The sequence below is a fragment of the Kocuria sp. U4B genome (assembly GCF_054875615.1).
This window is the reverse complement of the sequence record NZ_CM142180.1, coordinates 3,770,146-3,789,356: the sequence shown is the minus strand read 5'-3', so window position 1 is coordinate 3,789,356 and position 19,211 is coordinate 3,770,146. Positions and strand designations below refer to the sequence as shown.

Here is a 19,211-nt window from a genome sequence, read left to right as displayed (position 1 = left end):
CCCGGAGCTGTTCTTCGAGAAGGTCGTGCCCCATGTCCCCCGCCCCCTTCACCCGTTGGGAGGGCGGTGACGACCATGACAGAGCGTTCTGCCGCGACTGCTGGCATCCGCAAGATCGTCCACTACCAGGAGGAGATCCTCCTGGAGAACGGCACGGCCCCGGCCGTGCCGGCCGTGCGCGCCACCGTCGCGGCGGTGGTGTCCAACCCGTGGGTCGGGACCGGTCCGGACACGGACCTCTCCCCGGCCACCGAGCGCCTCGCCCCGCAGCTGGCCCACGTGCTGACCGACCGGCTGCTGGAGAGCCTGGGCGGGGCCGAGCAGGTTGAGGCCTTCGGCAAGGCCGCCATCGTGGGCACCGCCGGGGAGATCGAGCACGCCGGAGCCCTGATCCACACCCCGTACTTCGGCAACCTGGTGCGGGAGTTCCTCGAGGGCTCCTCCATCATCTGCTTCGCCGACGACCGCGCCGAGGCGGGCCAGGCTCTGGTCGTGCCCATGTGGCACAAGACCCACGCCGCCACCCGCAGCCACTACCAGACCATCACCACCAGGGTGAGTGACGGACCGCGTGCCGACGAGATCGTCGTCGTCGTCGCCGCCTCCACCGGGCCTCGACCGCACCCGCGCATCGGGGACCGGGCCACCGACCCCACCGTCACCTCCGCCATCCTCGAAGGAGCCTCCGCATGAGCACGCGCAAGATCGTCACCATCGTCGAAGAGATCGTCACCGAGGGCGGACGTCCCGTCGAGCCCGCAGCGCGCGTGGCCGTCGTGGCCGCCATCATCGCCAACCCCTGGGACGGCCAGGGCTTCGTCGAGGACCTCAACCCCGGTATCGAGGCCACCGCCTCCGACGTCGGCGCCCTGCTGGCCTCCCGCGTGGTCGAGGCGCTGGGGGCTCCGGTGGAGGCCTTCGGAAAGGCCGCCATCGTGGGCCTGGACGGGGAGATCGAGCACGGCTCGGCCCTGATCCACACCCTGAAGTTCGGGGACCACTTCCGCAAGGCCGCCTCCGCCACCACCCTGCTGCCGGCGGTGGAGAAGCGCGGGCCCGCCGGGGTCGTCTTCGACATCCCGCTCAAGCACATCACCGACGCCACCATCCGCTCCCACCACCAGAGCATCGAGGTCCGCCTGGCCGACGCCCCGCACCCCGGGGAGATCGTCATTGCCCTGGCCGCCGCCGCCCAGGGACGTCCCCAGCAGCGCCTGGCCCCGCTGAGCACCGAGCAGTGACCGTGGCCCAGCCCCTGCCCATCGTCCTGCTCCACGGCGTGGGGCTGGACCACACCATGTGGGACCCCCTCCGCGCCGAGCTGGCCCGGATCACCGACCGGCCCGTCGTGGCCCTGGACCTGCCCGGTCACGGCAAGCGCCCGCCCTTGACCGACGCGGTTTCCCTGACCGAGCTCGCCGAGGACGTCGCCGCGCGCCTGCCCGGGCGGGCCCACCTGGTGGGGTTCTCCCTGGGCGCGCTCATTGCCCAGCACCTCGCCCGGTACCACCCCGAGCTCGTGGCGACCCTGAGCAACGTCAGCTCGGTGTGCCGGCGCACCCCGGAGGAGGCGGCCTCGGTGCAACGACGGCTGGAAAGTGCCCGCACGGACTTCCCGGGCAGCGTCGAGGCCTCGATCCACCGCTGGTATCCCGCCGGCAGCGGCGTGGACCAGGACACGGTGGCGGGGACGCGGACCACCCTGCTGGCCAACTCCGTGGAGTCCTACCTGCACGCCTACGAGGTGTTCGCCACCGCCGACGCCGAGATCGGAGCCGAGCTGGGCCGCATCACGGTCCCCTCCCTGGCCGTGACCGGGGAACTGGACCCGGGCTCCACCGCGGAGATGACGGGTCGTCTGGCGAGCGCGGTCCCCGGCGCGCAGGCCGTCGTCGTGCCTGGGGCCCGCCACATGCTCCCCGTGGAGCAACCGGGCGAGCTGGCCCGCACCATCCACCACTTCATCGAGGAATCGAGTCGAGAAGACCATGTCTGAGCGCTACGACCACTTCATCAACGGCCAGTACGCCGCCCCGGTCGAGGGCGCGTACTTCGAGAGCACCAACCCGGCCACCCTGGAGACCCTGTACTCCGCGGCCCGCGGCACCGCCGCCGACGTCGACGCCGCGGTCCAGGCGGCCGGACAGGCCTTCCACGACCCGCGGTGGCGGGACCTGTCCCCCACCAAGCGGGGGCATCTGCTGCGACGCCTGGGCGATCTGGTCGGGGAGCACGCCGAGGAACTGGCCCGGATGGAGTCCCAGGACAACGGCAAGCTGCTGCGGGAGATGCGCGGTCAGCTGGCCGGGCTGCCGGAGTACCTCTACTACTACGCCGGTCTGGCCGACAAGGTGCAGGGCAGCCAGATCCCCACCAACTCCGTGCAGATGCTCAACTACACCCAGCGCGAAGCTCTCGGTGTCGTCGGGGCCATCACCCCCTGGAACTCGCCGCTGACCCTGACCACCTCGAAGCTGTCCCCGGCCCTGGCCGCCGGCAACACCCTGGTCATCAAGCCCTCCGAGTACACCTCACGCACCGTGCTGCGCCTGGCCGAGCTCGCCACGGAGGCCGGGTTCCCCGACGGGGTCATCAACGTCGTCACCGGCTACGGCGTCGAAGCCGGCGCCCCGCTGGTGGACCACCCGGGCCTGGCGAAGATCTCCTTCACCGGATCCACCGCCACCGGCTCGGCCATCGCCGCCTCCGCCGCCTCGCGGTTCATCGGCTGCACCCTGGAGCTGGGCGGCAAGAGCCCCAACATCGTCTTCGAGGACGCCGAAGTGTCCAACGCGGCCATGGGTGTGATCGCCGGCATCTTCGCCGCCGCCGGGCAGACCTGCATCGCCGGCAGCCGCGTCTTCGCCCACCGCTCCGTCTACGACGAGCTGCTGGAGAAGGTCGCCGAGCGGGCCCGCAGCATCGTCATCGGCGACCCCCTGCTCGAGACCACCGAGCTGGGCCCGCTGGCCTTCGCCGCTCAGCAGGAGAAGGTCAACTCCTATGTGGAGCTCGGCGTCTCCGAGGGCGCCACCGTCCTCACCGGCGGAGGCCGCCCCGACGTCGAGCTGCCGGGCTACTTCTACGCCCCGACCGTGCTGACCGGGGTGAACAACTGCATGCGCGTCACCCGGGAGGAGATCTTCGGCCCCGTGGCCGCGATCATGCCCTTCGACACCGAGGACGAGGTCCTGGCCCTGGCCAACGACACCGACTACGGCCTGGCCGCCGGCGTGTGGACCCAGAACCTCGCCCGCGCCCACCGGATGGCCCGCCGCCTGGACGCCGGCACGGTCTGGGTGAACACCTACCGGGCCATGTCCCCCATGTCCCCCCGCCAGGGCTTCAAGAACAGCGGGGTCGGCATCGAGCACGGCCTGGAGTCCATGCACGAGTACACCCGCCTCAAGAGCGTGTGGATCAACACCGACGAGGGTCCGGTCGCGGACCCCTTCGTCATGCGCAGCTGAAGGAGAACCCGATGCCCCTGATCGACGTGTCCATCGCGGAAGGACGCAGCCCCGAGCAGCTGCGCGCCCTGGTCTCGGCCCTGCACCGGGCCGCCGAGGAGAGCGTCGGCGCCGTCCCGGAGAACACCACGGTGATCATCCGCGAGGTGCCCACCACCCACTGGTCCAAGGCCGACCAGACCATCGCCGAACGCAACGCGGCCGCCGCACAGGCCGCACCCACCCACGAGGCTGCCACCGACATCCCTGCAGCACGAAGGAGCCACTGATGCGTTTTTCCCTCTTCGTCCACATGGAGCGCTGGGACGAGTCCGTCTCGCACCAGGAGTGCTTCGAGAACCTCACGGAGCTCGCTCTGGTCGCCGAGGCCGGCGGGTTCAGCACCGTCTGGATCGGCGAGCACCACTCGATGGAGTACACGATCTCCCCCAGCCCCATGCCGCAGCTGGCGTATCTGGCAGCGCGGACCTCCCGCATCCGGCTCGGCGCCGGCACGATCATCGCCCCGTTCTGGAACCCGCTGCGCGTGGCCGGTGAGACGGCGCTGCTGGACGTCATAAGCAACGGCCGGATGGAGGTCGGCCTGGCGCGCGGGGCCTACCAGTTCGAGTTCGACCGTCTCATGGGCGGCATGCCCGCGGTCGAGGGCGGCAAGCACCTGCGCGAACTCGTGCCCGCGGTGCGCGAACTCTGGCAGGGCGACTACGCCCACGACGGCGAGGTCTGGCAGTTCCCGACCTCCACGAGCGTGCCCAAGCCCGTCCAGAAGCCGACCCCGCCCATGTGGATCGCGGCCCGCGACATCTCCTCCCACGAGTTCGCCGTGTCCAACGGCTGCAACGTCATGGTCACGCCGCTCATGAAGGGCGACGAGGAGGTCGAGGACCTCGCGCACAAGTTCGACACCGCCGTGGCGAACAACCCCGAGGTTCCCCGCCCCGACCTCATGGTCCTGCGGCACACCCACGTGCACTCCGCCGACGACCCCGACGGGTGGCGGCGTCCGGCCGAGGGCATCCAGAAGTTCTACCGCACCTTCGACGCTTGGTTCGGTAACAAGACGACCCCGCACAACGGATTTCTCGAGCCGAGCCCGGTCGAGAAGTTCGCCGACCGCCCGGAGTTCCAGCCCGAATCCCTCCACCGGACGGCGATGATCGGCACCCCGGAGGAGATCATCGAGCGGCTCCGCCACTACGAGGCACTCGGCGTCACGGAGTTCAGCCTCTGGTCGGACAACAGCCTCACGCACGAGGAGAAGAAGCGCTCACTCGAGCTCTTCATCGAACACGTCCTGCCCGCCTTCCAGGAGCAGCCCGCCGCCGCGGCTCGATAGCGGCCGATAAGGGGTCTCCGGCTTCCATCCCTCCGGGGTCGATGCCGGAGGCCCCTTCTGGTTCCCCCGGCAGAGGGCGCAGGGCCGCCTGCGGGGGACGGGACGCGCGCACCACGGACCTACATCTGAGGGGCACCCCTGAACGCATGAGGTTGCCGGGTGCTGTTCCGCCCCTTCGAGCCACCGCTGGAAATCGTGAAACGCTGCTGCCCGGACACTGCCCTGACGGTGATGCACGTCGACGTAGGCGTTGCACGCGGTGCTTCATGGCGACGCAACCCGTTGCCAGACCGTGACAGTGGGCATCGGTGACGGAGAGGCACCGGCCGCCCACATTCTTCCCGGCGGCCCGGCGTGTGGCCACCGGGTCGGCAATGCCTTCTCGTGTGGTCTCCCGTTCCCTCTGCGCCAGGGCAACCATGACCGTGAACACCATCGACCCCACGGGGGGGTGGCCTCGTCTCCCCCGCCCAGGACCAGCACCCGCACCCCGGCACCACCGATCAGCCCGAGCAGCCCCCATCACGTGCGTGGGTCAGTCCAGGAAGCTCCTCGCCGGTGGCGGAGCCCATCCCCCACGTGCAGGCAATGCAGGGACCGCCCAGCAGGTGGTGCCCCGCGCACACCACTCGATCACGGAGGGCCGGCGGCAGCCTCAGCGCGTGGCCGCGCAACGCCTCGAGCTCCGACGCACCGAGGTCACCGAGGTCACCGCCGAGCCGCAACCTCCACCACCACAGGTCCAGGACCCCGCACCCGGCTTCTCGGAGGCCCGCACGGCTCGGGCGCGCCTGCGCCCGGGCGACCGTCCCGTCACCCATCCGCCCCTGCTCGCCCGATGATGGCCTCGGTGCAGACCCAGCCACCCACCAGGCACTGCGGACCGCCCGTGTCACCGGCATGGCGGGCCCGCCGCCGCATGGTGGAAGACGTCCTCCACCGCCCCGCTTGCTGGACGACGCGCAGTCCCGGCCGCCGGTCCATCCAGCCGGTGCGTGGGTGGCGACCGGGCCGCGGCGGGACCAGCCGGCCTCGGCACGCACCTGGGTCGGGGTCCGGGATGGTGGAGCTGTCCGGTGCCGCCGGCCCGGTGTTCCACACCGTGGGGGTGGAGGAGCGCACCAGGATCGTAGGTGTTCTCGACCAGGGCGGACCGGTCCATGCCGCACCAGTGGCCGTGGTCGGTGGCCAGCTCGGCCCAGGGCTCCTCGGCGGTCCACGATCCCTGCGGCGCCTGATGGGCGTCCCCGAAGGCCTGGGCGTGGTGAGGAGCTGGGGCGTCGTCCCCGCGCAGTCGGGCGGAGGCGGCCGTCCAGGCGTGACGATCTCCCAGGCACCGCAGGGGTCCCGGTCCACCGGCTGTGACGGGGGCGGGTCTTCCACGGCGGTGTCCCTCTCCCCCACGACGGCGTCGGCGGAGGCACCCGTGGTGGGTGGGGCTCAGGTCGGCTGGCAGCGGCGGACGGCCACGACGGTGACGTCGTCGGGGTGGCCGGTGGCCCGGGCGAAGGCGGTGGCCCGCTCGACCAGCTCCGCGACCGGCAACCGGTGCAGCCGGGCTTGCCGGGCCCGTTCCAGGGTCTCCTCCAGGGTGGGGAAGAAGTCCAGGAACCCGTCGGAGACCACGACCAGGGTCTCGCCGGGGGCCAGGGTGGTGCGGTGGGTCTGCCAGGTGGTGTCGGAGAAGATGCCCAGGGGCGGGCCGGAGTGCTCGAGCCCGCGGTAGCCGTCCTCGCCCAGCACGAACGCCAGCCCGTGCCCGGCATCGACGTACTCCAGGACCCCGGTGGCCGGGTCCAGGCGGGCGGAGAAGGCGGTGACGAACGCCCCGGTGTCCTCCAGCAGCTGCTGGGTCGCGGCCGCGGTGCGCTGGATCGTCTGCTGCTGGTCGTTGAACTGGGCCGCCCCCACCAGCGTCGCCCGCATCGAGGCGGCGATCAGCGCCGCCGGGATGCCCTTGCCCATCACGTCGGCCACGTGCACCTGCAGCTTTCCGTCCGGGAGGCCGTGCCAGGTGTAGAAGTCCCCACCGATGGCCTGGGTGGGCACGCACCGCCCGGCGGCCTCCCACCCGGGCAGATCCGGGGTGGTGGTCGGCATGAGCACCTGCTGGACCTGCGCGGCCCGGTCCAGCTCGGCGGCCCGGACCAGTTCGGCCTCCGCCCACCCGGCCATCTGCGCCAGGATCCGCTCCTGCCCGGCATCCCAGGCCCGGGGAGCGGGATCGATCAGGCACAGCGTGCCCACCCTGTGCCCGCCCGCGGCGTGCAGGGGGTACCCAGCGTAGAAGCGGATGTGCGGGTCACCGGTGACGAACGGGTCGTCCCAGAAGCGCTCATCACGCAGGGCGTCCTCCACCACCAGGGCCTGGGGTTGCCGGATCGTGTGGGTGCAGAACGAGTCCTCACGGGCGCAGTTGCCGGCCCCGTCCAGGCCCACCTCGGCCTTGGTGAACTGCCGGTCGGCGGCGATGAGGTTCACCGCGGCGGCGTCCACCCCGAAGACCTCTTGAGCCAGGCGCACGATCCGGTCGAAGCGCTCCTCCCGCGGGGTGTCCAGCACGTCCAGAGCGTGCAGGGCCTGCAGGCGGGCCGTCTCAGCCGCATCCACTACATCGAAAAGCATGTTTCCTATAGTAATCGTCCCGCCCCTGTTTGTCCGGACCGGGCCGATCCGCCGACGCGCCGCAACAAGGTGCGGATCTGGGCGTCGGTGAGGGTTCGGCGCAGCCCGCCGAGGTCCTTGCCGGTGGCCTGGCGCTCGGCCACCGAGTCGGTGACCCGTTCGCGTGCAATCTCCAGCTCCAGCTGGGCGGCGGCCTGTTCCTGTGAGGTGGTGCGGCGGTGGAAGGAGGGGGCGTCGGTGATGATCACCCCGCCGATGACCACGGCGCCGCCGATCAGTCGCGACAGGGTGCAGGCGTGGCCGGTGAGGATCGTCGGTGTGGCGGTGAAGACGGTGATGAGGTTGAGGAGGACCCCGGCGCCGCCGGCCGGCAGGACGGTCAGGGGCCCGTTCCCGAGCCGGTAGGGCAGCGCCGACGGGAAGACCACGATGACCAGCACGGCGCCTACTGCGGGGTCCACACCATGACGCCGTCGCTCTCGCGCCCGGGGACGTCCACGAAACCCTCGGCCAGGTAGAGCCGCTTGGCGTCGTTGCCGGCCTCCACCGAGAGGCTGATCCGCGGCACCCGCCGTGCTCGCGCCTCGTCCTGCATCCGGCGCAGCAGCGCTGTTCCCCGGCCACGGCCACGCCAGTCGCCTCGCACCCAGAGGCTCGCTTCCGGGGCGTCCTCGGCGAGGAATCCGTACCCGGGGTCGTCCGGGGGCAGGTACTGGGCCCGGACGACACCCACGGCCTCCGTCCCGGTCTGCGCCATCCATCCGAAGTCCCCGCGGTGGGGGGGGTCCAGGTGCGTGTAGTGGGAGAGCTCCGCCCGTGTGTGCACGTCGATCACCGAGAACCGTTCCCGGCGCCAGGTGAGGTTCCCGAGCGTGGCCCTTGTCAGCAAGGCCCTGAGCGACCGGACGGAGGTGCCATGGAGCATGGGGGTCGTCGTAGCCAGCCGTGCCCGGATACCGAGGACAGGGAGCACTGAACGGATCGACCGGAGGTGCCTGCACCCGGAAGCCGACCGGCCTTCCTCGCGCCACGTCGAGGCGGGAGGCGAGGCGGGAGGCGAGGCGGGAGCACAGCACGGAGGCCCCGGGTGCGGTGCAGCCGGCGCGGGCGATCCTCAAGACATCCGGCGGCACCGGCAGAGTCCGCAGAACGGATGCAGACCGACGGTCTGCCCCGCCGGCTCCTACTGCCCCCAGACCCCGAGCTCATTGCCGCTGGGGTCAGCGAAGTGCAGCCTCCGGCCCCCCGGAAACGCATACGGTGCCTGCACGATGCGACCCCCCGCCCGCACGATGGCCCACTCCGTCTCCTCGAGGTCCTCCGAGTAGAGCAGCACGAACGGACCGCCCTGGGGGCGTGGCTGAGCAGCGACCAGCAGCCCTCCCACGTCCTCCCCGTCACCCTCCGGGGAGGCGATGCCGGCGTAGTCGGGACCGTAGTCGACGAAGCGCCAGCCGAAGGCCTGCGCGTAGAAGGCCTTCGCCGCGGCGAGGTCGGTGACGGTCAGCTCAACGTAGTTCAGCGAGTGGTGCCGGGGCGGTGGCGTCATGGCCAGATGGTAGCCCCAGCCCGGCAGCACCCGACAGCCGCACCCCCACCGCAGCACAGTCCGCCGCTCACCCGCCCCGTGCAGGTCTGCTGGCTGCGCTGACCGTGTGTGCCGGCGACCAAAGCAGGACGTCCCCGGCGCCTGCGCGCAGAGCCGGGCCGTGCTTGTGCGCGGATCACGGGCGCGTCAGAGTCCTCCGCTGATCCGCAGGGTCGTTCCGGTGGCGTACGAGGCATCGTCGGAGAGCAACCAGGCCACCGCCCCGGCGATCTCCTCGGGCCGCCCGGCCCGGCCCATCGGGATCGTCGCGGCGATCTTGGCCGGCCGCTCCGGATCCCGGTGGAAATCCGTCCACACCGTGCCCGGGGCCACCGCGTTGACCCGGATGTTCTCGACGGCCAGCTCCTTGGCCAGGCCCACGGTGAAGGCCTCCACTCCGGCCTTGGCCGCCGCGTAGTGCACGTACATGCCAGGCCCACCCAACGACGCGGCAACGGAGGAGATGTTGACGACCGCGCCACCGCCGGCGCGCCGGAGCGCACCGATCGCCTGCTGCGTGCAGGCGATGACCCCGAAGAGGTTCACCTCCAGGTCCCGGCGGATCGTCTCGAGGTCGTTGGTCTCCAACGGGCCCACCGCCGCGGCGGCCCCGGCGTTGTTCACCAATCCCGTCAGGGGTCCGAATGCATGGACCCGGTCGAAGAGCTCGGCGACCGAGCCCGGATCGGTCATCTCCACCGGTGCGGTCAGGGCGCGGCGGCCGCCGCGGCGCACGTCCTCGGCGACAGCCTCGGCGGCGTCCCGGTCCCGCCGGTAGGCGATGACCACGTCGTGGCCCTGCGCGGCCAGACGACGGCTGATCGCCGCCCCGATCCCGCGGCCGCCACCGGTGACGACGGTCAGCTTGGTCGACATCGCGATCCTCCTCGCCCCGGCGATGGCCGTGACCGCCCACGCTAGTCGAGGCCCACGCCACAATGCCCCCGCGTCGAGAAGTAAGACACCCCTGGACAGGAGCCACCACGGCGCGGACATCACGGACCCGGCTGGCGCACCAAGAGGAACCCATGCTGCAGCACGGGACACGTGCCTCGGCGCAGCCGCGGTGACTGCCGCCGCGGCTGCGCCGAGGCACCCACAGTGCAGACCGGGGGAAGTCTCCTGTTCAGGTGAGAGCCATCTCCACGGCCGCTTCCACGTGGAGGCGCGTGGTGGGAAACACCGGTACCGAGCTGTCCTCCGCGCTCACCAGCAACTCGATCTCCGTGCACCCCAGCACGATGCCCTCCGCCCCGCCGGCCACCAGGCGACCGATGATCGCCCGGTATCGCGCCCGCGACGCCTCCGTCACCACACCGCGGACGAGCTCCTCGTAGATGATCCGGTGCACGGTCGCCCGGTCCTGCGGTTCCGGCACGATGGCCTGGATCCCGCCGGCGGCGAGGCGGTCACGGTAGAAGTCCTGCTCCATGGTGAACGCGGTGCCCAGCACTCCGACGCGACTGAGGCCTTCCTGCCGGACTCTCGCCGACGTGGCATCGAGGATGTGGAGCACCGGAATCGTCACGGCCTGCTCGATCGCATCGACGACGACGTGCATGGTGTTCGTGCACAGGACGAGCATCTGCGCACCCGCTGATTCCAGCGCGGAGGCCTTGGCGGCGAGCAGCTCGCCGGCTTCCTGCCACCGCCCCGCCGACTGCAGCTGCTCCATGTCGGCGAAGTCCATGGAATCGAGCAGGATACGGGCCGAGTGCACCCCGCCGAGTCGATCACGTACCAGCTCGTTCGTCAGCCGGTAGTACTCGGCCGTCGACTCCCAGCTCATACCGCCGAGCATTCCGATGATGCGCATCTGTTCCCCTCCCGGACGACCGACCCTCAGCTGGACCAGCGCCTGCGGCACGCCGTGCGACCAGCAGGCCCAGGTGTGGGTGGCTTTGCTGCCACGCGCCATCCACCCTGGGTGCACACCAGCTTCCAGGCCGCGCCGTCGCGCCCGCAAGTCGGACCGCAGCCGGGCGCTGAAATGCTCACCGGTGGCGCAGGCCACCGGAAAGCTCTGGCATGCACGTCGGACCCGCCCCGTGAAAATGCCCGCCCAGGAACCCCGACCGCAGCGCCGAGGGATAGGCGGGCACCACTTGGTTCCACGCTCCTGGCGATGCCGCAGGAGCTCGAGGGACCAGGGCGGGTGCTGCTGGTGGATGGGGGGTGGGTCCATCTGGGCGGTCATGGCGTCAGGCCGGCCTTTCGCAGCCGGTGTCCGACGAGAAATGAGAGGGCGACCGCGATCACGGCCAGGGTGGTCAGCATGGCCCAGGCCAGGCTCGAGCTGCCCAGGGCGAGGACCACGCCGGTGAGCACGGGGCCGACGGCGCTGCCGATGTAGGAGCCGGTCTGGACGAGACCCGTGGCCGGCGCTGCGGCATCCGGCGCCAGGTGGGAGACGAAGAAGTGCACCAGCCCGGGCCACCCCCACCCGAGGCCTGCAGCGAGCAGAAAACCCACCACGTAGCTCCAGGTCGACGGGATCGCCATGAGGGACAGGCCAACGGCGCACGCCACGACGGCGAAACGGATCAGCGGCAGAGCCGAGACGACGCCCCGATCGACGACCCGTCCCACCATGATGCGGGTCATCGCGCCGGCGGCGCTGCCGACGGCCAGCAGCACCCCTGCCGCACCGGCGTCGATCCCGCGCTCCACCGCGCCGGTCACGCAGAACGCGACGGCGGAGTTGGCCGAGCCGGCGGCGAACATCGTCATCATGGCCATCAGCAGCAACGCGGGACGCAGGCGCGGATCCAGCTGTCCCGCCGGACGGGTCCCGCCCTCGGCGGAGGGTGCGGCACGGATCAGAGCCGTGGCGACCAGCACCAGCACCCCCAGGACGGCCATCAGCAGGAACGCGACCGACCACCCGAGAGTGAGGGCGACCAGCGGGATGGATACGCCGGCGATGAGGCCTGCCAGGGGCACGGCGGCTTGTTTCACCCCGAACGCCAGACCGCGCGACGACGATCGGATGTGCGTGACCAGCAGGTGGTTGGAGGACGGGTGTCCCAGGCCGTTGCCGGCGCCGCCCAGGGCCGCCCACACGATCAGCCACGGCCACGCGGGGATCCAGAACGCGCTGCCGGACAGGCTCAGCACCGCCAGCAGCACGGCGGTGATCCCCATGCGCTTCTCGCTGAGCACCCGCCCGATCGCACCGGTACCGGCCGAGGTCAGGGCAGCGGCCACCCAGTAGATTCCCACCGCCACGCCGATCCCGGAGGCGGGGACGTGGACGGTGGCGGTGATCTCGGTGGCCAGTGCTCCCAGGAGGAACACCGGCATGCTGGTCAGGACGGTCACCAGCACGGCCGCGACCACTGCGGCTGCCCCCCGCCCCGGACGCCTCACGAGCTCCGCCAGGCCAGGGAGGCTGTCGAGGTGATGCCCGGCACCGGTACCGAAAGGCAGAGGGCACCACCGCGTGATGGTGAAGGTGTCATGACCGGTCCTCCTGCATTGTCCAGGCTCCTCTCGGGGGCGCCCGCGCCGTTGGACGGCGTCGCGTTCTGTGCCGGCGCCTCCGGGACCACTGCGACAGCACGCAGGCCGAGAAAGGGACCGAGCGAGGTCCACGGTACTGAGGGCCGGATTGAGGGTAACCCTCTCGCGAGGGTCCCCACGCGGAATGGGTGGAGGGCTGCCTCGGGAACGCCCTTGGGGCCCCACCGTGGTGGTGGGGCCCCAAGGGTTCGTGGTCCTCGACCCGTCCGATGGTTACCGGGTCCGGGCGTGGGGGTTGGGTGGGGAGGGTTATCCGCCGATGCCGACGAGGGCGATCATCACCGGGACGATGGAGACGATGAGGATCGCGCCGAGGACGTCGAAGACGATGCCGGTGCGGATCATGCGGGTGATGGGCACGGCCCCGGTGCCGTAGACGATGGCGTTCTGCGGGGTGGAGACCGGGAGCATGAACCCGAAGGACGCCGCGAACGTGGCCGCGAGGGCCGGGACGAAGGGATCGACCCCGATGGCCTGGCACAGCGGGATGACGATGGGCACGATCACCGCCGCCGAGGCGGTGTTGGAGGTGGTCTCCGAGATGAGGATGGCCAGCACCGCGGAGAACACGGTGATCGCCACGACGTTGGTGATGGCCAGGTTCTCGGCCGCGCCGGTGCCGATGGTCTCGGCGAGCCCGGTGGCGGCCAGCAGGGAGCCGAAGATGATGCCGGTGCCGAAGAGGATGATGGTGCCCCAGTCGATCTTCGCCGCGTCCGACCAAGTCAGGGTGGCCTCGCGCTTGGCCCAGTTGGTGGGCAGGACGAACAGCAGGGAGGCGCCGAGCACGGCGACGATGCCCTCGTCGAGTCGGTCGTCGAGGAAGATGTAGGCGGCCGACTCGGTGCCGCCGATCAGGCTGGCCACGGCCGGCAGCAGCCACAGGGTGACGGTGAGGCCGAAGGCGACGAGGGTGTTCTTCTCGGCCCGCGACATCGGGCCCTGGGTGGCCTTCTGCTCGCGGATGTACTCCTCCACGCCCTCGATCCGGCGCACCTCGGGCTTGTTGAGCAGGAACATGACCGCCGCCAGGACCACGAACATGGCCAGGCAGATGGGGAAGGCGGTGGCCATCCACTGGGCGAAGGAGATCCGGGTGCCGGTGGCCTCCTCGATGAGCCCGCGCCCGATGAGGTTCGGGGGCGAGCCCACCGGGGTGAGCAGCCCGCCCACGGAGGCGCCGTAGGCGAGCATCAGCAGCAGGGCCGCCCCCACGCGCAGGCGCAGCGGGTCGAAGTCGGCCTTGACGATCCCGCGGTCCTGCATCATCTGGGCGATCACCGCCAGGATGCCCAGGGCGGTGGGCATGAGCATCGCCACGGTGGCGGTGTTGGAGACGAAGGCCGAGAGCATGCAGGTGATCACGCCGAAGGCGATGATGATGCGGTAGGTGGACTTGCCCACCCCGGGCAGGGAGAGCACGGCGAAGGCCAGGCGCTGGGCGATGCCGTGCTTGAGCATCGCCGCGGCGAGGATGAAGGCGCCGATGAAGGTGAAGATCGTGGTGGAGCCGAACGGGGCCAGCACGTCCGGGGCCGGGGCGACCCCGAGGATCATGATCGCGGCCACGCCGATGAGCCCACCGACGGGGATGGGCACCGGCTCGGTGATCCACAGGATGATCACCCCCAGCAGCACCGCGGCCAGCAGGTGCTGGGTGCGGTCCAGGTCCAGCGGCAGCAGCGCGAACAGGATCGCCGCCGCCGGGGCGAGGAAGAGCCCGGTCGTCTGGCGGGCCCGTTCGAACTTCTCCTCCCGCGGGGTCAGGGTCTGCTCGCTGAGGCTGCGGAACGTCTTGCCCCCCAGCAGGGCCGCACGGACGTCCGTGCGTGGTGAAGCACTCGTGGGGCCGGCGGGGACGGGTTGCTGGGTTTGCACGGTCCTGGTCCTTCCATCGTCGGGATGGACTTACCATGCGCCCGTGATTTGCATCACGTCTAAGGCTTGTTGTCTACTACCCCGATAGGCAAAAGCAATGGATGTGGGCTCTTTGATGGGTGATCGCTCTCCATGCCAGGGGCTCTTGTGGGACAGAGGGCCCTCACCGTCCACGGGACTCCGGTCACCGCGGAGGAGGGATGCCCCGGCAGAGGTCCGGCGGGGCCGGTGACGACGGGCACCCAGGGGCATGGACGAAGGAGAGCGAGCATGGATGTGCGGCAGCTGAAGTACTTCTTGGCGGTGGTGGACCACGGGGGGTTCACCCGGGCGGCGGAGCACCTGCTGGTGGCCCAGCCCTCGTTGTCGCAGACCATCAAGGGCCTGGAGCGGGAGCTGGGGGTCTCGCTGTTCCACCGGATCGGCCGGCGGGTGGTGCTCAGCGAGGCCGGCCAGGAGCTGATGGGCCCGGCCCGGGTGGTCGTCCGGGACCTGGAGGCCGCCCGGGCCGCCATCGATGAGCTCAAGGGAGTGCGCAGCGGCCGGCTGGACGTGGTCGCCATGCCCTCGCCGGGCATCGAGCCCCTGACGTCGATGATGGCCGCCTACGCGCGCACGCACCCGTCGGTGACCGTCAATGCCGCCGCCGCCTTCACCCCGGAGGAGGTCGCCGAGGCCGTGCGCAGCGGTGGGGCGGAGATCGGGATCCTGGGCGCGGACCGCCCCTTCCGCTCCGCCGAGGTCGACGTGATGCACCTGGAGCAGCAGCCGCTGGTGCTGATCGTCAACCCGCAGGCCGACGACTTCGGCGGCGGCGAAGCCATCCGGCGCGAGGACCTGGACGGGCACCGGGTGGTCGTCTCCCAGCGCGGGTCGCTGATGCGGTGGCTGGTCGACGACGCCCTGGCCGGGGGCGTGCGCGTGGAGATCGCCGCGGAGGTCGCCCACCGCACGTCCGTGCTGCCGCTGGTGCTGGCCGGAGTGGGGCATGGGATCATGCCCTCGTCCTGGACGCCGATGGCCAGCCAGATGGGCCTGCGCGTGGTGCGGATCGCGCCGGCGACGGTGCTGCACGTCGCCCTGTTGAGCCGGCCGGCCGACCTGACCCCGGCCGCCCGGGCGTTCTTGACCGTGGCCGCCGAGTATGCGGCCGACCACCCCCGGGCGTCCGAGGCGCTGGCGGCCGACTAGACGGTATGTAGTGACCGCCCGGGTTCCCTGGGGGGTTGCGGGCCGGGGCCTCACTCACTGATCTTCGTGGGTTACCGGACAAGTTGTCCCTTGCCCGGCCTATCCGACAGCAGTGGGAGGCCCCGGTGTTTACAGAGCGTACGAGCGTCGGCCTGGATGTGCACGCACGATCGGTGGCGGCAGCAGCGATCGACGGCGCCACCGGCGAACTATTACAGGCCCGGCTGAGTCCGGACCACGACCAGATTCGGTCTTGGATCCGGGAGCTGCCCGGGCCGGTGGCGGTGGCCTACGAGGCCGGCCCGACCGGGTTCGGACTGGCCCGGGCCTTGAACACCGACGGGATCCGGTGCGTGGTCGCTGCCCCGTCGAAGCTGCAGCGGCCCTCCGGGGACCGGATCAAGACCGATGCCCGGGATGCGGTGCACCTGGCCCGGTTGCTGCGCCTGGACGAGATCACCGCGGTGACGGTTCCGGGGGTGGAGCAAGAGGCAGCCCGCGACCTGGTCCGAGCCCGGGAGGACTGCCGGGGTGATCTCATGCGCGCCCGGCATCGGGTGTCGAAGCTGCTGCTGCGCCACGGCATCGTCTATTCGGGTGGGCAGGCGTGGACGGGGGCTCATCACGCGTGGCTGGCCCGCCAGCACCTCGACTCACCAGCGACCCGGGTGGCCTTCGACGCCGAGCACGAGGCCGTGCTGGCCACCCTGGCCCGGCGCGACCGGTTGGATGCGGCGATCACGGCGATGGCCGCCGACTCCGAGTTCACTCCCGTGGTGCATCGGGTGTGCTGCCTGCGCGGGGTCTCGACCCTCACCGGGTTCGGACTGGCGGTCGAGATCGGTGACTGGCACCGGTTCACGGGCAACACCATCGGGGCACTCCTCGGACTGGTGCCCTCCGAGCACTCCTCCGGGGCGAGCAGAGCACAAGGGCCGATCACCAAGACCGGCAACACCCACGCCCGCCGCCTGCTCGTCGAAGCCGCTTGGCACCACCGGCCCCAGTACCGCATCGGGGCAACGATGCGCGCCCGCTGGGAGATGGCCCCACCTGCCGCCCGGGCCCGTGGGGACGCCGGCAACCGCCGGCTGCACGCCCGGTGGGTGACGTTCCTGGAGCGGAAGAAGCGGCCCACCGTGGCCACGGTGGCCATCGCCCGTGAACTGGCCGGATGGTGCTGGTCGCTGGCTGTCATGGACGAGCTGATGGACGAGGCCATGACCGGATAGGCCAGGGGCCCACAAGCTGGTCCACCGGTGGTGCCGGGAGGCAGCGCGTGGAGCCATCCGCGAAACAACTATGGGCAGCACACCGGGCCTGCCCGGGGTGCGACGCCCGCTCCTAGATGTACTGACCGGGGACGTTGGTGGAGTGGGTGTGATCCGCTGACCTGAAGCAGTGGCGCAAGGAGGGCCTCCCGCGGTGGAGTGGAACTGCCTAGGTATCCGCTCACGCACAGGAGGCCCTCATGTCCCACGCTAATGCCGCTCTGACCCCGCGTCACCGCCTCAAAGTGGCGCAGCTGGTCATCGATCAGCATGTCCCCATCGCTGAAGTCGCCGCGCGCTTCCAGTGCGCGTGGCCGACCGTGAAGCGCTGGGCCACCCGCTACGCCGCCGGGGAACCGATGACCGACCGCCCCTCCCGGCCGCACACGATGCCGGCCAAGACCCCGCTGCCGGTCACGAAGCGGATCGTGTCTCTGCGACTGCGCAAACGCCTCGGCCCGGTCCAGCTCGCCGCCGCGACCGGGGTGGCGGCCTCCACCGCCCACCGCGTGCTGACCCGATGCGGCCTGTCCCGCCTGGCGCACGTCGATCGGGCCACGGGCGAGCCCGTGCGCCGCTACGAGCACCCGACCCCAGGAGCGATGCTGCACGTCGACGTCAAAAAGTTCGGCAACATTCCCGACGGCGGCGGCTGGCGCTTCGTCGGCCGCGCCCAGGGCAAGAAGAACCGGGCGGGGACCCCGGAGAAGCCGAAGAACAAGTACCGCAACCCGAAGATGGGCCACGCCTTCGTGCACACCGTCATCGACGACCATTCCCGCGTGGCCTACGCCGAGGTCCACGACGAGGAGACCGCCGCGACCGCCACCGCCGTGCTACGACGGGCGGTGATCTGGTTCGCCCAGCGTGGCGTCACCATCGAACGGGTTCTGTCCGACAACGGCTCGGCCTATGTCTCGCACCTGTGGCGTGATACCTGCACCGACCTCGGGATCAGGCACTCCCGCACCCGGCCGCGTCGGCCCCAGACCAATGGCAAGATCGAGCGCTTCCACCGGACCCTCGCCGACGGGTGGGGCTACGCCCGCTGCTACACCAGCGAGACCGAACGCCGCCAAGCCCTGACAGGATGGCTCCACGAGTACAACCACCACCGGCCACACACCGCCTGCGGGAACAAGCCCCCAGTCACCCGCTTAACCAACCTCCCGGGTCAGTACAGGTGTACCCGGGCAGGAGATTGGTAGCGCGGTGTTGACGTGAGGAGAGCCTCCGGGTGGGGTGTGGCTTGTCGAAGGCCCACATCCACCACGGAGGCTCCCATGTCCCACGGTAATGCCCGCACCACCGTCCACGGCAGGCTCCTGATCGTGCAGCGCCACCAGGCCGGGATGCCCAAGGCGCACATCGCCGCGGCCATGGGTGTGTCCCGCAAGTGCGTGGCGACCTGGATCGCCCGCTACGAGCACGAGGGTGAGGCCGGCCTGCACGACCGGTCCTGTCGCCCGCACACCACCCCGACCCGCACCCGGCCCGAGGTCGAGCAGCAGGTGCTGGCGCTGCGCCGCACCACCCGGCGGGGTCAGGACTGGCTCGGCCCCGAGCTGGGACTGGCCCCGCGCACGGTGGGGCGGATTCTGCGCCGCCACCGGGTCCCGTACCTGCGGGAGCTGGACCGACTCACCGGCCAGCTCATCCGGGCCTCGAAGGCCACCGCGGTGCGCTACGAACGCGACCGGCCCGGGGAGCTGGTGCACATGGATGTGAAGAAGCTCGGCCGGATCCGAAGACGGCGGCGGCTGGCGGGCGATCGGCCGCGCCCAGGGCAGCCTCACTCGGGACCACGGCACCCGGGTCGGGTTCGACTACGTTCACTCACTGGTCGATGACCATTCCAGACTGGCGTACTCCGAGATCCTGGCCGATGAGAAGGGCGCCACGTGCGCGGGGTTCCTGGCCCGGGCCGCGGCCTATTTCGCCGACTGCGGGATCGAGAAGATCCAGCGGGTGATGACCGACAACGCCTGGGCCTACCGCCATTCCACGGCCGTGCGCGAGGTCATCACTACCCTGGGCGCCAAGCAGGTGTTCATCCGCCCGCACTGCCCCTGGCAGAACGGGAAGGTGGAGCGGTTCAACCGCACCCTGGCCACTGAGTGGGCCTACCGGCAGGTCTTCACCAGCAACGACGAACGCGGCGCTGCTCTTGCCCCGTGGGTCGAGCACTACAACACTGGCAGGCGTCACAGCGCACTCGAAGGCCACCCACCGATCAGCCGCCTGCGACCAACCCAGTGACCGGGTACAACTAGGGAGCGGACCCTCCCTCAGCAACCATAACCATCTCCTATGTAGGGGATGCGATTCCG

At 70.9% G+C, this 19,211-nt stretch carries 18 protein-coding genes and 1 pseudogene; 11 read left to right on the top strand and 8 right to left on the bottom strand.

The features are described from left to right. The first annotated feature begins 75 nt into the window (after positions 1–75). The 7 genes from ACYSMR_RS17625 to ACYSMR_RS17595 all read left to right on the top strand — a co-directional run bounded on the left by ACYSMR_RS17625 (position 76) and on the right by ACYSMR_RS17595 (position 5,648). The gene (locus tag ACYSMR_RS17625) at positions 76–693 is read left to right on the top strand and encodes an amino acid synthesis family protein (protein ID WP_461746959.1); all 618 of its coding nucleotides are present in this window, start codon (positions 76–78) and stop codon (positions 691–693) included. Then, entirely contained in the window at positions 690–1,241 is a 552-nt protein-coding gene (locus ACYSMR_RS17620) for an amino acid synthesis family protein (protein WP_461746958.1), read from the top strand. The genes ACYSMR_RS17625 and ACYSMR_RS17620 overlap by 4 nt, the downstream gene beginning before the upstream one ends. Continuing rightward, entirely contained in the window at positions 1,238–1,996 is a 759-nt protein-coding gene (locus tag ACYSMR_RS17615) for an alpha/beta fold hydrolase (protein WP_461746957.1), read from the top strand. Before ACYSMR_RS17620 ends, ACYSMR_RS17615 begins: the two co-directional genes overlap by 4 nt. Continuing rightward, on the top strand, positions 1,989–3,470 hold the full coding sequence (locus ACYSMR_RS17610) for an aldehyde dehydrogenase (RefSeq protein ID WP_461746956.1): 1,482 nt from the start codon (positions 1,989–1,991) through the stop codon (positions 3,468–3,470). Before ACYSMR_RS17615 ends, ACYSMR_RS17610 begins: the two co-directional genes overlap by 8 nt. A gap of 11 nt (positions 3,471–3,481) precedes the next feature. After that, on the top strand, positions 3,482–3,739 hold the full coding sequence (locus tag ACYSMR_RS17605; protein ID WP_461746955.1) for a tautomerase family protein: 258 nt from the start codon (positions 3,482–3,484) through the stop codon (positions 3,737–3,739). Continuing rightward, positions 3,739–4,806, top strand: coding sequence for an LLM class flavin-dependent oxidoreductase (locus tag ACYSMR_RS17600; protein WP_461746954.1), 1,068 nt, complete (start codon positions 3,739–3,741; stop codon positions 4,804–4,806). Before ACYSMR_RS17605 ends, ACYSMR_RS17600 begins: the two co-directional genes overlap by 1 nt. 662 nt (positions 4,807–5,468) lie before the next feature. Further along, the gene (locus tag ACYSMR_RS17595) at positions 5,469–5,648 is read left to right on the top strand and encodes a hypothetical protein (protein ID WP_461746953.1); all 180 of its coding nucleotides are present in this window, start codon (positions 5,469–5,471) and stop codon (positions 5,646–5,648) included. A gap of 598 nt (positions 5,649–6,246) precedes the next feature. On the opposite strand, the gene ACYSMR_RS17590 is transcribed toward ACYSMR_RS17595, so the two are convergent. The 8 genes from ACYSMR_RS17590 to ACYSMR_RS17555 all read right to left on the bottom strand — a co-directional run bounded on the left by ACYSMR_RS17590 (position 6,247) and on the right by ACYSMR_RS17555 (position 14,419). Further along, positions 6,247–7,431, bottom strand: coding sequence for a PP2C family protein-serine/threonine phosphatase (locus ACYSMR_RS17590; protein ID WP_461746952.1), 1,185 nt, complete (start codon positions 7,429–7,431; stop codon positions 6,247–6,249). A 5-nt stretch (positions 7,432–7,436) separates the two neighbouring features. Further along, the gene (locus ACYSMR_RS17585) at positions 7,437–7,892 is read right to left on the bottom strand and encodes a hypothetical protein (RefSeq protein WP_461746951.1); all 456 of its coding nucleotides are present in this window, start codon (positions 7,890–7,892) and stop codon (positions 7,437–7,439) included. Then, positions 7,877–8,266 (bottom strand): GNAT family N-acetyltransferase, encoded by a 390-nt coding sequence (locus ACYSMR_RS17580; RefSeq protein ID WP_461746950.1) that lies wholly within the window; start codon positions 8,264–8,266, stop codon positions 7,877–7,879. The genes ACYSMR_RS17585 and ACYSMR_RS17580 overlap by 16 nt, the downstream gene beginning before the upstream one ends. A gap of 348 nt (positions 8,267–8,614) precedes the next feature. Beyond that, positions 8,615–8,980, bottom strand: a complete 366-nt coding sequence (locus ACYSMR_RS17575) for a VOC family protein (RefSeq protein WP_309124968.1) — start codon at positions 8,978–8,980, stop codon at positions 8,615–8,617. Positions 8,981–9,166: 186 nt separating this feature from the next. Further along, positions 9,167–9,895, bottom strand: a complete 729-nt coding sequence (locus ACYSMR_RS17570) for an SDR family NAD(P)-dependent oxidoreductase (protein WP_461746949.1) — start codon at positions 9,893–9,895, stop codon at positions 9,167–9,169. Positions 9,896–10,145: 250 nt separating this feature from the next. Then, complete coding sequence (locus tag ACYSMR_RS17565; RefSeq protein ID WP_461746948.1) at positions 10,146–11,033, bottom strand: aspartate/glutamate racemase family protein; 888 nt, start codon at positions 11,031–11,033, stop codon at positions 10,146–10,148. Positions 11,034–11,212: 179 nt separating this feature from the next. After that, positions 11,213–12,346 (bottom strand): MFS transporter, encoded by a 1,134-nt coding sequence (locus tag ACYSMR_RS17560; protein ID WP_461746947.1) that lies wholly within the window; start codon positions 12,344–12,346, stop codon positions 11,213–11,215. 444 nt (positions 12,347–12,790) lie between these two features. Continuing rightward, positions 12,791–14,419, bottom strand: coding sequence for an SLC13 family permease (locus ACYSMR_RS17555; RefSeq protein ID WP_461746946.1), 1,629 nt, complete (start codon positions 14,417–14,419; stop codon positions 12,791–12,793). 270 nt (positions 14,420–14,689) lie between these two features. On the opposite strand from ACYSMR_RS17555, the gene ACYSMR_RS17550 reads away from it, so the two are divergent. The 4 genes and pseudogenes from ACYSMR_RS17550 (at position 14,690) to ACYSMR_RS17535 (ending at position 19,140) form a co-directional block, all read left to right on the top strand. Further along, positions 14,690–15,610: a LysR family transcriptional regulator gene (locus ACYSMR_RS17550; RefSeq protein ID WP_461746945.1), complete on the top strand. Its 921-nt coding sequence runs from the start codon at positions 14,690–14,692 to the stop codon at positions 15,608–15,610. A gap of 125 nt (positions 15,611–15,735) precedes the next feature. After that, positions 15,736–16,842, top strand: a complete 1,107-nt coding sequence (locus ACYSMR_RS17545; protein WP_461746944.1) for an IS110 family RNA-guided transposase — start codon at positions 15,736–15,738, stop codon at positions 16,840–16,842. A 239-nt stretch (positions 16,843–17,081) separates the two neighbouring features. Next, the gene (locus ACYSMR_RS17540; protein WP_461746943.1) at positions 17,082–18,089 is read left to right on the top strand and encodes an IS481 family transposase; all 1,008 of its coding nucleotides are present in this window, start codon (positions 17,082–17,084) and stop codon (positions 18,087–18,089) included. A 75-nt stretch (positions 18,090–18,164) separates the two neighbouring features. Next, positions 18,165–19,140, top strand: a pseudogene (locus tag ACYSMR_RS17535) (IS481 family transposase). Positions 19,141–19,211: the final 71 nt, after the last annotated feature.

Bases quoted from the DNA above. Each gene is read 5' to 3' on its own strand.
- ACYSMR_RS17625 (WP_461746959.1), top strand. From the start codon at position 76: ATGACAGAGCGTTCTGCCGCGACTGCTGGCATCCGCAAGATCGTCCAC.
- ACYSMR_RS17620 (WP_461746958.1), top strand. From the start codon at position 690: ATGAGCACGCGCAAGATCGTCACCATCGTCGAAGAGATCGTCACCGAG.
- ACYSMR_RS17610 (WP_461746956.1), top strand. From the start codon at position 1,989: ATGTCTGAGCGCTACGACCACTTCATCAACGGCCAGTACGCCGCCCCG.
- ACYSMR_RS17605 (WP_461746955.1), top strand. From the start codon at position 3,482: ATGCCCCTGATCGACGTGTCCATCGCGGAAGGACGCAGCCCCGAGCAG.
- ACYSMR_RS17600 (WP_461746954.1), top strand. From the start codon at position 3,739: ATGCGTTTTTCCCTCTTCGTCCACATGGAGCGCTGGGACGAGTCCGTC.
- ACYSMR_RS17590 (WP_461746952.1), bottom strand. From the start codon at position 7,431: ATGCTTTTCGATGTAGTGGATGCGGCTGAGACGGCCCGCCTGCAGGCC.
- ACYSMR_RS17575 (WP_309124968.1), bottom strand. From the start codon at position 8,980: ATGACGCCACCGCCCCGGCACCACTCGCTGAACTACGTTGAGCTGACC.
- ACYSMR_RS17570 (WP_461746949.1), bottom strand. From the start codon at position 9,895: ATGTCGACCAAGCTGACCGTCGTCACCGGTGGCGGCCGCGGGATCGGG.
- ACYSMR_RS17550 (WP_461746945.1), top strand. From the start codon at position 14,690: ATGGATGTGCGGCAGCTGAAGTACTTCTTGGCGGTGGTGGACCACGGG.
- ACYSMR_RS17540 (WP_461746943.1), top strand. From the start codon at position 17,082: ATGTCCCACGCTAATGCCGCTCTGACCCCGCGTCACCGCCTCAAAGTG.